The organism is Myroides phaeus, from assembly GCF_900099675.1.
Taxonomy (GTDB): Bacteria; Bacteroidota; Bacteroidia; order Flavobacteriales; family Flavobacteriaceae; genus Flavobacterium; species Flavobacterium phaeum.
In genome coordinates, this window is the sequence record NZ_FNDQ01000011.1 from 22,359 (window position 1) to 39,332 (window position 16,974).

Annotated in this window: 14 protein-coding genes; 5 read left to right on the forward strand and 9 right to left on the reverse strand. The window is 32.4% G+C overall.

The window, feature by feature from the left end; all coding sequences use genetic code 11:
- Positions 1-63: 63 nt before the first annotated feature.
- Positions 64-2,049 (forward strand): excinuclease ABC subunit UvrB, encoded by a 1,986-nt coding sequence (gene uvrB, locus BLT46_RS07110; RefSeq protein WP_090408366.1) that lies wholly within the window; start codon positions 64-66, stop codon positions 2,047-2,049.
- A 36-nt stretch (positions 2,050-2,085) separates the two neighbouring features.
- Entirely contained in the window at positions 2,086-2,523 is a 438-nt protein-coding gene (locus tag BLT46_RS07115) for a DUF1456 family protein (RefSeq protein ID WP_090408368.1), read from the forward strand.
- Positions 2,524-2,787: 264 nt separating this feature from the next.
- On the opposite strand, the gene sucC is transcribed toward BLT46_RS07115, so the two are convergent.
- From sucC to BLT46_RS07130, 3 genes are all read right to left on the reverse strand, one after another.
- Positions 2,788-3,981, reverse strand: a complete 1,194-nt coding sequence (gene sucC, locus BLT46_RS07120) for an ADP-forming succinate--CoA ligase subunit beta (RefSeq protein WP_090408371.1) — start codon at positions 3,979-3,981, stop codon at positions 2,788-2,790.
- A 146-nt stretch (positions 3,982-4,127) separates the two neighbouring features.
- Complete coding sequence (locus BLT46_RS07125; RefSeq protein ID WP_090408373.1) at positions 4,128-4,748, reverse strand: L-threonylcarbamoyladenylate synthase; 621 nt, start codon at positions 4,746-4,748, stop codon at positions 4,128-4,130.
- A gap of 29 nt (positions 4,749-4,777) precedes the next feature.
- Positions 4,778-7,114, reverse strand: a complete 2,337-nt coding sequence (locus BLT46_RS07130; RefSeq protein WP_090408375.1) for an ATP-dependent helicase — start codon at positions 7,112-7,114, stop codon at positions 4,778-4,780.
- 121 nt (positions 7,115-7,235) lie between these two features.
- On the opposite strand from BLT46_RS07130, the gene BLT46_RS07135 reads away from it, so the two are divergent.
- Both BLT46_RS07135 and BLT46_RS07140 read left to right on the forward strand, forming a co-directional pair.
- Positions 7,236-7,778 (forward strand): DUF7935 family protein, encoded by a 543-nt coding sequence (locus tag BLT46_RS07135; RefSeq protein WP_090408378.1) that lies wholly within the window; start codon positions 7,236-7,238, stop codon positions 7,776-7,778.
- 19 nt (positions 7,779-7,797) lie between these two features.
- Positions 7,798-8,622: a DUF4197 domain-containing protein gene (locus tag BLT46_RS07140; protein ID WP_090408381.1), complete on the forward strand. Its 825-nt coding sequence runs from the start codon at positions 7,798-7,800 to the stop codon at positions 8,620-8,622.
- A 146-nt stretch (positions 8,623-8,768) separates the two neighbouring features.
- Here the strand turns inward: BLT46_RS07140 and BLT46_RS07145 are convergent, their stop codons facing one another.
- The 5 genes from BLT46_RS07145 to BLT46_RS07165 form a co-directional block, all read right to left on the reverse strand.
- On the reverse strand, positions 8,769-9,569 hold the full coding sequence (locus BLT46_RS07145) for an ABC transporter substrate-binding protein (RefSeq protein WP_090408384.1): 801 nt from the start codon (positions 9,567-9,569) through the stop codon (positions 8,769-8,771).
- 3 nt (positions 9,570-9,572) lie between these two features.
- A complete protein-coding gene (pyrF, locus tag BLT46_RS07150; RefSeq protein WP_090408387.1) occupies positions 9,573-10,394 on the reverse strand; it encodes an orotidine-5'-phosphate decarboxylase in 822 nt (273 codons plus the stop codon).
- Positions 10,395-10,467: 73 nt separating this feature from the next.
- Positions 10,468-11,541 carry a peptide chain release factor 1 gene (gene prfA / locus BLT46_RS07155; RefSeq protein ID WP_090408390.1) on the reverse strand — a complete coding sequence of 358 codons (1,074 nt, stop codon included), beginning with the start codon at positions 11,539-11,541 and terminating at the stop codon, positions 10,468-10,470.
- A gap of 92 nt (positions 11,542-11,633) precedes the next feature.
- Positions 11,634-12,230 (reverse strand): YceI family protein, encoded by a 597-nt coding sequence (locus BLT46_RS07160; protein WP_090408393.1) that lies wholly within the window; start codon positions 12,228-12,230, stop codon positions 11,634-11,636.
- Between the two features lie 218 nt (positions 12,231-12,448).
- A complete protein-coding gene (locus tag BLT46_RS07165; protein WP_090408398.1) occupies positions 12,449-13,924 on the reverse strand; it encodes an aminoacyl-histidine dipeptidase in 1,476 nt (491 codons plus the stop codon).
- Positions 13,925-14,596: 672 nt separating this feature from the next.
- Here BLT46_RS07165 and BLT46_RS07170 point away from each other — a divergent pair.
- Complete coding sequence (locus BLT46_RS07170) at positions 14,597-15,688, forward strand: porin (protein ID WP_090408401.1); 1,092 nt, start codon at positions 14,597-14,599, stop codon at positions 15,686-15,688.
- A gap of 110 nt (positions 15,689-15,798) precedes the next feature.
- On the opposite strand, the gene BLT46_RS07175 is transcribed toward BLT46_RS07170, so the two are convergent.
- Positions 15,799-16,899, reverse strand: a complete 1,101-nt coding sequence (locus BLT46_RS07175; RefSeq protein WP_090408404.1) for an enoyl-CoA hydratase/isomerase family protein — start codon at positions 16,897-16,899, stop codon at positions 15,799-15,801.
- Positions 16,900-16,974: the final 75 nt, after the last annotated feature.

Genomic DNA, 16,974 nt, shown 5'->3' on the forward strand with positions numbered 1-16,974 from the left:
CGCAAGATTATTCTTGCGCTTTTTTCATTTAAATAAGTAACTTTGTATAAGTTATTATTTAGTATGGAATTCAAAATAAATTCAGAATATGCTCCTACTGGAGATCAGCCTGAAGCAATTAAAAAATTAAGTCAAGGGGTTATAGCTAATGAACAGTTTCAAACTCTTGTTGGTGTAACAGGTTCAGGTAAAACTTTTACTGTTGCTAATGTAATTCAAGAAGTGCAACGTCCTACTCTTGTCTTAGCACATAATAAAACTTTAGCTGCTCAGCTATATACAGAATTTAAAAACTTCTTTCCTAATAATGCTGTTGAGTATTTCGTATCTTATTATGATTATTATCAACCTGAAGCATTCATTCCAGTCACAGGACAATACATAGAAAAGGATTTATCAATAAATGATGAATTAGAAAAGATGCGCCTTAGTACTACTTCTGCCCTATTATCTGGTAGAAGAGATATTCTTGTTGTTGCATCTGTATCTTGTCTTTATGGTATTGGTAACCCTATTGAATTTCAAAAAAATGTTATTACTGTAGAACTGGATCAAGAAATATCTCGAACACAATTATTACATAAACTTGTTCAAAGTTTATACTCTAGAACAGAAGCTGATTTTGGACCAGGTAATTTTAGAATCAAAGGTGATATAATTGAAGTGTTTCCTAGTTATGCTGATAATCCATTCCGTATTCATTTTTTTGGTGATGAAATAGAAGATATAGAAGTTTTTAATGCAACAGACTCACAAGTAATAGAGAAGTTTACTAAACTTACAATCTATCCTGCAAATATGTTTGTTACTTCTCCTGATGTTTTGCAAAATGCAATATGGGAAATACAACAAGACATGGTTAAACAAGTTGAGTACTTCAAGGAAATAGGTAAGCATTTAGAGGCTAAAAGATTAGAGGAAAGAACTAATTTTGATTTAGAAATGATTAGAGAACTTGGTTATTGTTCTGGAATTGAGAATTACTCTCGCTATTTAGATGGTAGAGATCCTGGAACAAGACCTTTCTGCTTGTTAGATTATTTTCCCGATGATTATTTAATGGTTGTTGACGAAAGTCACGTTACTATATCACAGGTACATGCTATGTATGGAGGTGATAGATCAAGAAAAGAGAATCTGGTTGAGTATGGATTTAGACTACCTGCTGCCTTAGATAATAGGCCTTTGAAATTTGAGGAGTTTGAATCTATGCAAAATCAAGTAATTTATGTTTCTGCAACTCCCGCTGATTATGAATTGCAAAAATCTGAAGGTGTAGTTGTAGAGCAATTGATTAGACCTACTGGTTTATTAGACCCTATCATAGAGTTAAGACCTTCTGAAAATCAAATAGATGATCTTATTGAAGAGATTCAACAAAGAGTAGAAGTTGATGAGAGAACTTTGGTTACAACTCTAACTAAAAGAATGGCTGAAGAACTTGCTAAATATTTTACAAGAGTCGGTATTAGATGTAGGTATATACATTCTGATATTGATACGCTTGAAAGAGTTGAAATCATGCAAGATTTGAGGAAGGGATTATTTGATGTTTTAATTGGTGTTAACCTTTTAAGAGAAGGACTTGATTTACCAGAAGTTTCTTTAGTTGCGATATTAGATGCTGATAAAGAAGGTTTCTTAAGAAGTCATAGATCTTTAACTCAGACTGTTGGAAGAGCAGCTCGTAATGTTAATGGTAAAGCTATTATGTATGCTGATAAGATAACGGCAAGTATGCAAAAAACTATTGACGAAACTGCTTATCGCAGGGAAAAGCAAATGATTTATAATAAAAATCACAACAAAGTACCTACTGCACTTAATAAAAAAATAAGTAGTGAATTAGTTAAAAACTCTTATGATGAGATTCAAAAAGAATCTATCTTAAAAGCTGCTGAAGAATCTACAAAATACAAGTCTAAAGCTGATATTGAAAAAATGATACGTGATAAGAGAAAAGCAATGGAAAAATCAGCGAAAGATTTAGATTTTATTAATGCAGCTAAACTTAGAGATGAAATAAAAGCTTTAAAAGATAAACTTTAAACTTTTTAATTTACCTTTGCCAAAATTAGAATTAAAATGACGAATAACGATATTTTTAAAAAATTACGTGTTGCATTGCAACTTAGAGATGATCAAATTGTTGAAATACTTGAACTAGTTGATTTTCGTATGTCAAAAGGTGAAATAGGTAATTTCTTTAGAAATGAAGATCATCCTAAATATGTTGAATGTGGAGATCAAGTATTAAGAAATTTTTTAAATGCTTTAGTTATTTATTTAAGAGGAACTAAAGAAGAACCAAAAAATCCTATGGAAGTTTTAGCTACACATAAAAAAGAGTTTAAGAAAGAAGGTTCTTATAAAGTAAAAACTTCCGCACCTAAACAAAAAATAGAAAGTAAAACTTATTCTAAGAAAACGAATGATTCTTCAAAAGCTAAAAACTTTAATAGAAAGAAGAATGATTCTCCTTTTGCTGGAATAAAGTTTAATAATGGTAAAAAGAATAAATAATTATCATAATAAAAGGGTATTCAAATATTGAATACCCTTTTATAGTTTATAGATGTTCTTCATTATACTAACAATATCAACAATCCTCTCAGAATTAAATATTTTATTTTTATCTGTACTTATGATTAAATATGGAAATTATAGACAAGTAGCACAATAGATATATAAACCAATGAAATAATTATTAAATCAGGAGATTATAAATAAAGGAAGCCAGATATGTAAAATATCTGGCTTCCTTTATATGTATATTTAATCTATAGATTAAGATAATGCAGCTTTAACTTGATCAGCAGCTTCTTGGAAAGCAACTGCAGATAAGATTGGCATACCTGATTGGTCGATTAATTCTTTTGCCAATTCAGCGTTTGTTCCTTGTAAACGAACGATAATTGGAACATTGATATCATCTCCCATATTTTTGTATGCATCAACAACTCCTTGAGCAACACGGTCACAACGAACGATACCACCAAAGATGTTAATTAAAATTGCTTTTACGTTTGGATCTTTTAAGATAATACGGAAAGCTGTTTCAACACGTTTAGCATCAGCAGTTCCACCTACGTCTAAAAAGTTAGCAGGTTCAAAACCAGCATACTTAATTAAATCCATAGTTGCCATAGCTAATCCAGCTCCATTAACCATACATCCTACTGTACCGTCTAAATCAACATAGTTTAATCCAGCAGCGTTTGCTTCTACCTCGATTGGTCTTTCTTCAGAGAAATCTCTGTATTCAGCATAAGTTTTTTGTCTGTATAATGCATTATCATCTAATGTTACTTTAGCATCTACTGCTAAAATTTTATCATCAGATGTTTTTAATACTGGGTTAATTTCGAACATTGAAGAATCACTTCCAATGTATGCTCTGTATAAAGCATCTACGAATTTAACCATTTCTTTGAATGCATTTCCTGATAATCCTAAGTTGAAAGCAATTCTTCTTGCTTGGAAACCTTGTAATCCTACAGCAGGGTCAATCTCTTCCTTAAAAATTAAGTGTGGAGTTTTTTCAGCAACGTCTTCAATATCCATTCCACCTTCAGTAGAATACATAATCATATTACGTCCTTTAGCTCTATCTAATAATACAGACATGTAAAATTCAGATGTTTCGCTTTCTCCTGGATAGTATACATCTTCTGCAACTAACACACGGTTAACTCTTTTACCAGTAGGTGGTGTTTGTGGAGTAATTAAATCCATACCGATAATTTTACCAGCAATTTCTTTAACTTCTTCTAAGTTTTTAGCCAACTTAACTCCTCCTCCTTTACCTCTTCCTCCAGCGTGGATTTGAGCTTTGATTACATACCAACTTGTACCAGTTTCGTCTGTAAGTTGTTTTGCTTTTTCAACTGCCTCTTCTGCGTTGTTAGCTACTAATCCACGTTGTACTCTTACACCGTAGCTAGCTAATATTTCTTTACCTTGAAATTCATGTAAATTCATAGTGTGATACGTTTAGCTTTTAATATAAACAGTTACAAAAATAATAATTCAGTTTGAATTCCCCTAATTTTATTCAGGTTATATGATATATAACTGCGATTTAACTTTATTAATTGAACAAATTTATTACTTATCAGTATATTTTCTTAAAATATATCTATTGATCCCTTACCTTCTCTAACAATTTCTGGCTCAGAACCAGATAAATCAATTACTGTAGAGGCTTCATTATTACCATACCCCCCATCAATAACTAAATCAACTGTATTTTGCCATTTTTCATAGATAAGTTCAGGATCTGTTGTGTATTCTAATATCGCATCTTCATCGTAAATAGATGTTGAAACAATAGGATTACCTAATTTCTTTACAATTTCACGTGCTATATTATTATCAGGAACACGAATACCAACCGTTTTTTTCTTTTTAAAATCCTTTGGCAAGTCATTATTACCAGGTAAAATAAAAGTATATGGACCTGGTAATGCTTTTTTAAGAATCTTGAATGTTGCTGTATCTATTTGTTTAACATAATCAGATATATTACTCAAATCATAACATATAAAAGAGAAGTTAGCTTTCTCAAGTTTTACACCTTTAATTTTTGCAATTTTCTCTAAAGCTTTAGAATTTGTGATATCACAGCCTAACCCATATACAGTATCAGTAGGATAAATAACTAAACCTCCTTCTCTCAAGATCTTAACAACTCTGTCAATCTCTTTTTCATTCGGATTTTCTGGATATATTTTAATTAACTGTGACATTTCTTTTACTTCTTAAATACTTTTACAAATTACGACAAAACCTGTAGTTTGGCAAACCTTAGTAGCAATTTTTTAATCCCTCCTACATCAAATTTTATTTCAGCTTTCTTATCAGCCCCTACTCCTTCTAAATTCAAGATTACTCCTTTCCCAAATCTTTCATGCATTACGGTTTGGCCAACAATTAACCCTTGATTATCAGCTGCAACACCAGTACTTTTTGAACTTGAATTTACTGGCTTAAGTTTGCGGATATTTCTATCTTGCTTAGGTTCTTCGCTATTAGTAATATAAGCTGGAGGAGTACCATTCTCTGGCTTTTTTAACCTTAATTTACTTTTATCTACGTCACCAAATATATCAGCATTGATAGTTGGTTTATAGCGATAGTTTGTTTCAACAGGAGTTAAATACTCTAAGTATTGATCATCTATCTCTTCAATAAATCTTGATGGATCACAATCAACTAATTTTCCCCAACGATATCTTGATTGAGCGTAAGTCAAATACGCCTGATGTTCTGCACGGGTTAATGCCACATAGAATAGACGTCTTTCTTCTTCCAACTCACTACGCGTATTCATACTCATCGCGCTTGGAAACAAATCTTCCTCCATTCCAACACAAAATACGGTTGGAAACTCAAGTCCTTTTGCCAAGTGAATAGTCATCAAGGCCACACGGTCATCTTCTCCTGTATCCTTGTCTAAATCAGTAGCTAAAGCCACATCTTCAAGAAATTCACTTAAAGACCCTCTTGCTCCATCTACCTCTTTCTGTCCTTCAATAAAATCCTTAATACCATTCAGTAACTCCTCAATGTTTTCCATACGAGTAATACCTTCAGGCGTTGTATCTTTTCTAAGTTCTTGTACTAATCCTGTTTTTTTGGCTATATGCTCTGTTAACTGATACGCATCCATAGTTTCATCCAAAGCTTGAAAAGCCTTAATCATTAAACCAAAATCGCTCAATTTGTTACGAGTACCAGCAGTAATCTTTAAGTCTATTTTATCAATATGCTCAATAATCTCATAGATAGAACGTTTATAATGATTAGCAGCAATAGTTAATTTATCCATTGTTGTATTTCCAATACCACGGGCTGGATAGTTAATTACACGTACCAAAGCCTCTTCATCCTTTGGATTAATAACTAATCTAAGGTAACTTAAAACATCCTTGATCTCTTTTCTTTGGTAAAACGATAATCCTCCGTAAATACGATAAGGAATATCTTTTTTGCGCAATGCATCTTCCATAGCTCGAGATTGTGCGTTGGTTCTATATAGGATAGCAAAATCACCATTATTTTTTTGATTTACCATTTTCTCTTCAAAAATGGTTGAAGCAACAAAGCGACCTTCTTCTCCATCTGTTAATGAACGGTGTACTTTAATCTTTGGCCCAAAATCATTAGCAGTCCAAACTACCTTTTCAAGCTTCACTTTATTCTTGTCGATAACAGTATTTGCTGCTTCAACAATATTACGTGTAGAACGATAGTTTTGCTCCAAACGATAGGTTTGTACTCCCTCATAATCCTTTTGGAAGTTAAGAATGTTGTTGATGTTTGCTCCACGGAAAGCATAAATACTTTGCGCATCATCACCAACTACACATATATTTTGAAAACGATCAGACAAAGCACGTACAATCAAATACTGCGAGTGATTTGTATCTTGGTACTCATCTACTAAAATGTATCTAAAGCGATCTTGATACTTTGCCAACACATCAGGAAAACGTGTCAATAATTCATTTGTCTTTAAAAGCAAATCATCAAAATCCATTGCTCCTGACTTAAAACATCTTTCTACGTAGTTATTGTAAATCTCACCAATACGCGGACGTTTACTCATAGCATCTGCTTCTTGTAACTCCGGATTTTCAAAATAAGATTTAACAGTGATCAAACTGTTTTTATAAGATGAAATACGGCTAAGTACTTCTTTAGGTTTATAGATATCACGATCTAATTGCATCTCTTTAATAATCTGACCGATTAAACGCTGACTATCTTGAGAATCATAAATAGAGAAGTTTCCCGGATACCCAAGTCTATCCGATTCAGCTCTTAAAATCTTAGCAAAAACAGAGTGGAAAGTTCCCATCCATAAATTTTTAGCCTCAGAATTACCTACTATTTGAGCAATTCTGTGTTTCATTTCACGAGCTGCTTTATTTGTAAATGTCAATGCTAAAATATTAAACGCATCAACACCTTGATGCATTAAATAAGCAATACGTAAAGTTAAAACCCTTGTCTTACCCGAACCTGCTCCCGCTATCACTATCATTGGTCCATCTTTCTGAAGGACAGGCGCTCTTTGAGCCTCATTTAATTGATCAATATAATTTTGCATATCTATTTCCTCGAAAAAGTTCAAAATTACAATTCCTATCCCTTTATAACAAGTTATTGATGTTATAAAAAATTATGCCAGATAATATTATTCCCTATTTTTGTACCAAATCAAAAAAGCTATGAAAACAGATTTTATATTAGAGATTATAGGATATACGTTACCTGCTTTAACTACTGCAGCATTGTCTTACGTATATTTTAGTAAAATCTTAGAGCGTCAGTCTAAAAAAGACTTCTACTTATTAGAACAATTAAAGAAAAAAGAAGAAAATAAAGCTACTATTGACACTACAGCTTTGAAGCTACAAGCTTGTGAAAGGTTAGTTATCTTAATTGAACGCATTGATTTAAAGAAGTTGGTATTGCGTATAGAACCTGTTTCTGAGGATAAAAACACTTATCAATTTGCTTTAATACAACATATTGAACAAGAGTTTGATTATAATATCTCCCAACAAATTTACGTTACAAATGAACTATGGCAAATAGTACTTCAAACTAAAAATACAATTATCTCATCAGTACATCAAACAGCGCAACATCCATCAGTAGCTAATGCTACTGCGTTAAGAGAAGTATTACTTACTGAAAACATTCAGTTACAACGTAAAATAGAAATAGCCCTTTCTGCCATTCGATTAGAAGCAGATAGCTTATTATAATTTAAACATAAATAACATAATGAAAAACAAATTTTTGGTTCTGGCATTAGCTATTACATTAACAGGTGGAGTAGCTTTACCAATGCAAGCTCAAAAGAAACAAACAACAACGACGTTACTTAACAGCTTGAGCCAAGACAAAGCAGCAAACGGACTTAAAGAAGCACTTACTAAAGGTATTACTGACCAAGTGAGTACGTTAACTCAAAAAGATGGTTTCTTTAAAAATGAATTGGTTAAAATTTTATTACCTGAAGAAATTCAAAAAGTTGATAAAACACTAAGAAAAATCGGAATGGGTAGTTTAGCTGATCAAGGTTTACTTTTACTTAATAGAGCTGCTGAATCAGCTGTGAAGGAAGCTACTCCTATCTTTTTAGATGCTGTTCAAAATATTTCCTTTAATGACGCTAAAAATATTTTAATTGGAGGAGAATCTGCTGCCACTGACTACTTACAAACAAACACAAAAACTGCTTTATACAAAAAGTTTTCTCCTGTTATTAACGAGTCTTTAGCTACAGTTGGTGCAGATAAAGTATGGGAAACTATCTTTTCTACGTATAACAATTTACCATTAGTTTCTCCTGTAAACACAGATTTAACAGATTACGTTACTAATGAAACAATGAGTGGAGTTTTCAAAATGATTGCTGTTGAAGAGAATAAAATTCGAGCAAACTCTGGACTTGCCAGAAATACAAAACTCTTGCAAGATGTATTCTCAATTCAAGATAATTTAAAGAAGAGTGGACAAAAAAGCACATCAAGCAATTCTAAAGATAAAAAATCAGAGAAAAAACAGGAAAAGAAGTCTTTGTTTAAAGGATTAAATATTTTTTAGATAAATAAATAAAATAACATTTATATAACATTCAATTAACCGCTATTATCAAATTATTTTCTGAAATTTGTTTTATCAAAAATGATTGATTTCATAATAGTTAGGGTTAGTTAAAAAGCGAGTAATGAAAATTACTCGCTTTTTCTTTATTCTATTCTTTCATGTATCTGTTTGAAGTAATCAAATGCTCTAAATAGATGAGTACCATGCCAAGAGAACATTTCTCCATCTACAAAAACGGTTTTTCCGTGATGTGTGAAACGACCTATTTCAAAAGCGTGTTCTTCTTTAAAAGGAAACGGCTCTGATGATAAAAATACCAACTCTGGATCTCCCTGAATACGAATCTTTCTCAATTCTATTTCAGGGTATCTTTCCTCTCTGTTAGCATAAACGTTTTCAAACTTACAAAGAGTCATCAATTCATTGATAAACGTATCTTTACCAGCTACCATAAATGGCTCTCTCCAAATAAAATAAGCAGCTGTGTAACTTGGTTTATCACTTACAAAAGACATAAAATCTTTCTGAGCAAAACGCAATTTATCAATCCACTTTCTTGATTCTGTACGTTTGTTAAACAACACACCAAAATCTTCTATCATCTTCAAATTATCCTCTAATGTGATAACATCCGTTACCCAAACAGGACAAATCTCTTTTAAGCTTTCTACTATTTCTAAAGTATTTTCTTCTTTATTGCAAATAATAATATCTGGCTCTAATAATCTTATTTTCTCTTTGTGTACCTTTTTAGTTCCTCCAACGTTAGTCTTCGTAACTTTTAAATGATATGGATGTACACAAAATTTAGTAATCCCAACAATCTCATCTTCCAGTCCTAAGTCAAACAATGTTTCTGTTTGTGAAGGAACCAAAGACACAATTCGTTTCGGTCTACTTGTAAAAGTATGTTCTTGACCTATTTGGTCTTTTAATACAATCATTGCTTATAGCTTATTTTTTATTATCTCTTCCATTTCTTTTTGTAGAACAAGAGCCTCTTCTCGCGCTCTTTCAGCAAAATCAGTACCATTAGAAGCATAGATAATTCCTCGTGATGAATTGATTAATAAACCTACTTGACTATTAAACCCAAACTCACATACATCTTTTAAACTACCTCCTTGTGCTCCAACTCCAGGAACAAGTAGGAAACTATCCGGAACTATCTTTCTGATTTCTTTGAAATACTCTGCTTTGGTAGCTCCTACCACATACATTAGGTTTTCAGAGTTTTTGTAAGACTTAGAAGTTTCCAAAACTACTTGGTACAATTCCTTATCTCCTACCTTCTGAGTTTGATAATCAAACGCTCCTTTATTTGAAGTTAAAGCTAACAAAATAGTGTGTTTGTTTTCAAACTCTAAAAAGGGTTCTACTGAATCTTTTCCCATATATGGAGCAACAGTTACACTGTCAAAAGCCATATCTTCAAAAAATGCCTTTGCATACATAGTAGCTGTATTTCCAATGTCTCCACGTTTAGCATCAGCAATGGTGTACACCTCAGGATAATTTGCATTCAAATAATCAATCGTTTTCTTCAAAGAAGTCCATCCTTTTAGTCCGTACGCTTCATAGAAAGCAATATTTGGTTTGTATGCCACAGTGATGTCGTGCGTAGCATCAATAATAGCTTTATTAAAACTAAAGATAGGATCTTCCTCTTGTAGAAAAGTAGCTGGAATCTTTGCTAAATCAACGTCTAATCCGATACAAAGAAATGATTTCTTCTTAACTATTTGTTCTACTAATTGTTGTGTTGTCATGGTAGTATAAGTTTAAAAAAAACCACACAATACAAATAACGTATGTGTGGTTATATAAGTTCATTAAAATAAATTAGAATACTTCGCTTTCTTTAAGCTTCTCAGTATTGCTAACTAATTGTAATTCATCAATAATTTTCTGGATATTTCCGTTCATAACACCATCCAAATCATATAACGTCAAACCAATACGGTGATCCGTTACACGTCCTTGTGGGTAGTTATAAGTTCTAATCTTAGCAGATCTATCTCCACTACTAACTTGTGAGCTACGTTTTTGAGCATCTACAGCTTGTTTCTTAGCTAACTCCATTTCGTATAAACGAGAACGCAATACAGATAAAGCTTTATCTTTATTCTTATGTTGTGATTTCTCATCTTGACATTGAGCTACTAATCCTGTTGGAATATGCGTCATACGTACAGCTGATTTAGTTGTATTTACTGACTGACCTCCAGGACCTGATGAACAGAATAAGTCAATACGAACATCATTCATATCAATTTGTACATCAAATTCCTCTGCTTCAGGTAATACCATTACAGTAGCAGCAGAAGTGTGAACACGTCCTTGGGTTTCAGTTTGTGGAACACGTTGTACACGGTGTACACCTGCTTCAAACTTCAACGTTCCGTATACGTCTTCTCCTGTTACTTCAAAGATAACCTCTTTATATCCACCAGCACTTCCTTCGTTAACATCTACAACAGAAGTTCTCCACCCTCTACTTTCACAGTATTTAGTGTACATTCTGTATAAATCTCCTGCAAAGATACTTGCTTCATCACCACCAGTACCAGCACGTACCTCTACCATTACGTTCTTTGCATCCTCAGGATCCTTTGGTATAAGTAAGAATTTAATCTCTTCTTCTAATTCAGGTAAACGTTCTTTAGCTTCATCTAATTGCATTTTAGCCATTTCTACCATCTCAGCATCACTACCGTCAGCGATGATTTCATTAGCTTCTTCAAGATTAGCTGTAAGATTCATATACTCAACTCGTTTATCAACAAGTTGTTTTAAATCTTTATATTCTTTATTTAATTGTACGTAACGTTTTTGGTCAGCGATTACATCCGGCTGAATAATTAAGTCAGAAACTTCGTCAAAACGTTGCTTTATAATTTGTAGTCTATCTAACATATCTTAAAATAGATAATTTATTTGGAATGCAAAGTTAAAAAAAAAGAGGAATATTTAGTAATATTCCTCTTCAATTCGGTATTTATTGCAAATTATTTTTTAATCTCTACTGCAATCTCTACATCACTCCATGTTTTACCAGCGTGTAAATCTTTACAAGCTTCGTGTAAACTATCAAATGCAGTTTGTGCTACGAAATCCCCTAATATATCAATTGATCCGTTGATTTTCATAGTATTGCCTTCTACAACATAAGTAAACTCTTTCTCTTTTGTTACCCCATTCATTGTTAAGTTTACTACAACTTTTCCGTCTTTGAACTCTCCAAAGAAACCATTGATATTCCCAACCATTTTAGCAAAGAATTCAACTTTTAATTTCTCATCTCTACCAGCATCATTTGTGCTAACAGTTGATGTTGTTACGATAAATGCAGCTCCTTTTAAAGATTCTTCTAACGTTGTAGCTTCTTTAACATCAAGTAATTTCACATCTGAGAACGTACCTTTAACCCCTACTTTCTCAGGTGTTTTAAAAGCAGTCCACTCAATCGAATGAGTTAATTCTGTTTTTGCAGTTTCAACTTGTTCTGTTGTTTCTGTAACTACATCTTTATTCTCTTCTTTTTTTTGCCCACAAGACATTACTAAAAGCCCCATCATTGTGATAGCTAAAAACGATTTTTTCATATTATAAGAGTTTTTAAATTTTTGTTTTTGCCAAATTACAAATTCTAATTCGTTGGCAAATATAATATTGTCTTAAAATTAGTAATCAATATAAATAATTACTTAAATTCTATCATATTTACAATTAATTAGTCTTATGAACGTTCTTTTTTTGAAAAACAAAAAGAGCTGCATCTTTTTACAAGATACAGCTCTTTGTTTTATATAATCTAAACAGATTATTGTTTTACAGGAATTTCCTTTAAAATTTGCAATACAAATTTCCAGAACTTCTGAACAGATGCAATGTTTGCTCTTTCTACTGGAGAGTGAGCTCCTCTAATTGTAGGACCAAAAGAAATCATATCCATATCAGGATAATTAGTTCCTAAAATACCACACTCTAATCCAGCGTGACAAGCAACTACATTTGGTTTCTCCCCTACTTGTCTTTCATAAATATCAACTAAGATGTCTTTAATTTCAGATTCAGCGTTTGGACTCCATCCTGGGTAAGAACCTGAAAATTCAACTTCACATCCCATTAATTCAAAAGCAGAACGCAATCCGTTAGCAACATCCATTTTAGATGATTCTACAGATGATCTTGTTAAACATTTTACTGTTAATTTACCATCAGCTACATCTACTTTAGCAATGTTGTTTGATGCTTCAACTAAGTCTTCAAAATCAGGACTTAATCTATAAACTCCATTGTGAGCTGTTTGCATTGAACGTACAAAGAAATATTGTGCCATAGGAGGCATAACTTTCTTAGGCATATCAGCATCTTCTAATCTTTCGAAAATAACTTCTAAATTAGGGTCTACTGTATGTAATTCAGCTTTAATATCATCAACAATTGTATTCATATCGAAAACAAAAGCTTCGTCATATACTTTAGCAATAATCACTTCAGCTACACTCTCACGAGGAATAGCATTACGTAAACTTCCACCTTTGATTTTTGCAATTTGTAATCCGAAATTATCGAAAGCATCAAATAACAAACGGTTCATAATTTTGTTAGCATTACCTAACCCTTTATGAATATCCATTCCTGAGTGACCTCCGTGTAATCCTTTTACTGTAATTCTGTAACCAACTGAAGCCTCTGGAGTATCTTCTTCATCATACTCTGCAGATGCAGTTACATCAATACCACCAGCACATCCGATATCAATCTCGTCATCTTCTTCTGTATCTAAATTTAAAAGAATTTCTCCTTCTAACATACCTCCTTGAAGGCCTTTAGCACCAGTCATTCCAGTTTCTTCATCAATTGTAAATAAAGCTTCAATTGCTGGGTGAGGAATATCAGTACTCTCTAAAATAGCCATAATAGTAGCAACACCAATACCGTTATCAGCACCTAATGTTGTACCTTTTGCTCTAACCCATCCTTCTTCATCTACATACATTTCAATACCTTGTGTGTCGAAATCGAACTCAGTATCGTTATTTTTTTGGTGAACCATATCCAAGTGTGATTGCATCACAATTGTTTTTCTGTTCTCCATTCCTTCTGTTGCAGGTTTTTTAATGATGACATTTCCAACTTCATCTTTGATTGTTGCCAATCCCAAATCTTTTCCAAAATTCATCATGAACTCAATTACGCGTTCTTCTTTTTTAGAAGGACGTGGAACTGCGTTTAAATCAGCGAACTTATTCCATAATTGCTTAGGTTCTAAGCTTCTAACTTCTTGACTCATATATAAAATCTTTATTAAAATTCATATTACTTTTCAAATTTAGGATATTCTAAATAAAAAATATACTATTCTCTAATAAAATATCATTAATATCTACAATCTACTATTGCTTGCAATATTACTATTCACTTATTTTAGAACCAAATTCGCTTAAGATAAGCTTCGTTTTAGGAATTATAGTTATTTATTAGCAACAAACATTTAAAATATGTTATTAAAAAAAAGTTGCTTTTATAGCTACTTCTATTGTTAATTTTTCTCCGATTATCAAAGCATATTACTTAAACCAATCTTATGCAATCCCAAAGCTACGCTAAACTTAAATGTGTTTATTTTTTCTAATAAGTAATATAAAAAAGGCGAAAATTATTCAACTGATTTAAAGCTTCTTACTCTTTGTAAGAGAAAAACACCTTTCTTTTCTTACCCTGTCTTATTTTTTGGTATTAAATTTGTTACAGTAAAAAAACATTTTTACTAAATTATATGTGAAAAGACAGCATAAAGAGTAATTAATACTTTTTATAGTAACCTTAAAAACCTCACTCTTTAAGGCAAATTAAATACTAAAAATCATTTAAAACTTATAATAACAAAAATAATTAAGATAAAATACTACTTTTTTTATGAAAACATTATAAAAAAAATTATCTTAGCCAATAAATAATTGACATGATAAAGAGAAAAATATCACTTTTCCTATTATTAGCGATGAGTACATCGCTTTATAGCCAGACAGATACCATTAAAAAAGCAGATCCTACTGCTCTATTTACAATCAACGGAAATAAAGACGTTGTTAACTACTTTAATTTGTATTTAGATAGCAGATATGATTTTAACACTACTTTTAATGGACAACAAACTAATAATAGCAATTTTCAGGTAAACCAAACAAGAATGTACTTAACTACAAAATTCTTGGATAAGGTCGAGTTCTCTATGCGTTATAGTCTATTAAACAATAACGACAACCCATTAGAGTTTGCTGTATTAGAGTATTTTGCAAATGAAAAGTGGTCTTTTGCAGCTGGTCGTTTAATGACAGGTTGGGGATCTTTTGAAATTGATTATAATGGGGGTGAATTATATATGTACTCAAACATATATCCCGATATTGAAGTGTATAGTAATGGTGCAAGTGTAAGTTACCACACTCCTAAAAGTAAATATACCTTACAATTCATAAGTCCTGGTGATGGTTTTGTAACTGAGAAATACAAAAACAAAGCTTTTGGTTATTTAGGATTATGGCAAGGTGAGTTATTTGATGGTAAACTTAAAACAAGATATGGTTATGGTTTGTTACAACACGATGCTTCAAGATATTATAACTGGGTTACTATCGGTAATAGATTAGACATTGATAACCTTCAAATTGAGGCTGACTGGATGTTTGGTTATAGAAACCTTAATTATAGCTCTATACTTGATTTAGAGAATAATTTAGGAAATACTTATATCAAAGACAACGCAACTACGTTGAGTTTAAAATATAGAATTGATAAAGTTGTTCCTTATGTAAAAGGAATGTATAGTAAGAGAAACGATTTAGACAACGGAAACGCATACTCTGTCGTTGGAATTCAAGGTGCCCTTGAATATTATCCTTTCTCTGAACCTTTATTTAAAGACATTAGACTTTTTGCTTCTTATAATTATCAAAACACAACATTCGATAAAAACTTAAGCAATTTAAATGATTCACATCAACATCAAGTAATCTGTGGAGTACGTTGGTTGGTGCCATTGGTTAAAAAATAAACCATTATATAATTAGTGAAAAGCCGGAAGTAATTTTCCGGCTTTTTTATTTTATTCCATTTTTAATGTTTACCCTTATAAAAAAGCGAACTCAAAAGTTCGCTCATAATTTATACTAAGTGTTTTAACGGATGTGTATCTGCTGTCCACAACGGAGTAAAGTAACTATCTACCCACGCTTCTGTTACTTCTTCAAAAGTAGCAGGTTGCCATTTGGGCGATTGGTCTTTATCAACTAACAACGCTCTAACTCCCTCTGCAAAATCAGGGTGTATGGAGCATTGACAAGACATATTTAACTCTGAACGAAACACTTCTGCTAAAGACATATTCTTATTTGAATGTATCTGTCTAAAAATAACGTGAGTCGAACTTGGAGAACCTGCCATAAATGTTTTAAACCCTCCTTCTATCCACTCATCTTTCGGTTGATAAGACAGCAATATTTCTCTAAATTGCTGAATAGTATCAGCCGATTCAAATAGTTTTATAAATTCCTGATGCTCGTGCGCTTGAGAAACAGGTATAGTCGTTTTACGTGCAGAATTCTCTAAAATAGCATCAATAGTCGTTTTGTGGTCTTTGGTCCAATCAGCAGTAGCCAACGCGTTAATAACTCCCTCTTTTTCTGATGATTCCATATAATAATCTGCTAAATTTAGGAATAAGGCATCAGCGCCATCTAAGCGAGTACCTGTTACCCCTAAATAAACACCATAAGCCGACGGCATACGGTTTAAAAAGTAAGTAGCACCAACATCTGGATATAATCCAATGGTAACCTCAGGCATAGCCAACTTACTTTTCTCTGTAACAATGCGGTGAGAAGCGCCAACTAATAAGCCCATTCCTCCCCCCATAACAATACCGCTTCCCCACACCACGATAGGTTTAGGGTATTTGTGTATGTTATAATCTAATTGATATTCTTTTAGAAAGAAATCGAAGCACTTTTGAGGCACTTTTGTTCCGTCTATTTGACGTTGTTCTATGATAGCATCGTGCATCTGACGTACATCTCCTCCGGCACAAAATGCCTTTTCACCTGCGCCCTGCAAGAAAACACAAGCAATATTTTCATTCGTTTTCCAATCCTCTAATACTTTTGTCAACGCATCAGCCATAGGATAATTCAAAGAGTTTAGCGTTCTCTCTGAATTTAGTGTTATAATTCCAACCTTATTCTTTATCTCTGTAAGCAATACTTCCATACTGTAAATTACTTTTTTATTTGAAAGTTTTAAATTAGTGATTTTTGTGGAAAAAGCCCTGTTAATTAATGATAA

Bases quoted from the DNA above. Each gene is read 5' to 3' on its own strand.
- uvrB (WP_090408366.1), top strand. From the start codon at position 64: ATGGAATTCAAAATAAATTCAGAATATGCTCCTACTGGAGATCAGCCT.
- BLT46_RS07115 (WP_090408368.1), top strand. From the start codon at position 2,086: ATGACGAATAACGATATTTTTAAAAAATTACGTGTTGCATTGCAACTT.
- sucC (WP_090408371.1), bottom strand. From the start codon at position 3,981: ATGAATTTACATGAATTTCAAGGTAAAGAAATATTAGCTAGCTACGGT.
- BLT46_RS07125 (WP_090408373.1), bottom strand. From the start codon at position 4,748: ATGTCACAGTTAATTAAAATATATCCAGAAAATCCGAATGAAAAAGAG.
- BLT46_RS07130 (WP_090408375.1), bottom strand. From the start codon at position 7,114: ATGCAAAATTATATTGATCAATTAAATGAGGCTCAAAGAGCGCCTGTC.
- BLT46_RS07135 (WP_090408378.1), top strand. From the start codon at position 7,236: ATGAAAACAGATTTTATATTAGAGATTATAGGATATACGTTACCTGCT.
- BLT46_RS07140 (WP_090408381.1), top strand. From the start codon at position 7,798: ATGAAAAACAAATTTTTGGTTCTGGCATTAGCTATTACATTAACAGGT.
- BLT46_RS07145 (WP_090408384.1), bottom strand. From the start codon at position 9,569: ATGATTGTATTAAAAGACCAAATAGGTCAAGAACATACTTTTACAAGT.
- pyrF (WP_090408387.1), bottom strand. From the start codon at position 10,394: ATGACAACACAACAATTAGTAGAACAAATAGTTAAGAAGAAATCATTT.
- prfA (WP_090408390.1), bottom strand. From the start codon at position 11,541: ATGTTAGATAGACTACAAATTATAAAGCAACGTTTTGACGAAGTTTCT.
- BLT46_RS07160 (WP_090408393.1), bottom strand. From the start codon at position 12,230: ATGAAAAAATCGTTTTTAGCTATCACAATGATGGGGCTTTTAGTAATG.
- BLT46_RS07165 (WP_090408398.1), bottom strand. From the start codon at position 13,924: ATGAGTCAAGAAGTTAGAAGCTTAGAACCTAAGCAATTATGGAATAAG.
- BLT46_RS07170 (WP_090408401.1), top strand. From the start codon at position 14,597: ATGATAAAGAGAAAAATATCACTTTTCCTATTATTAGCGATGAGTACA.
- BLT46_RS07175 (WP_090408404.1), bottom strand. From the start codon at position 16,899: ATGGAAGTATTGCTTACAGAGATAAAGAATAAGGTTGGAATTATAACA.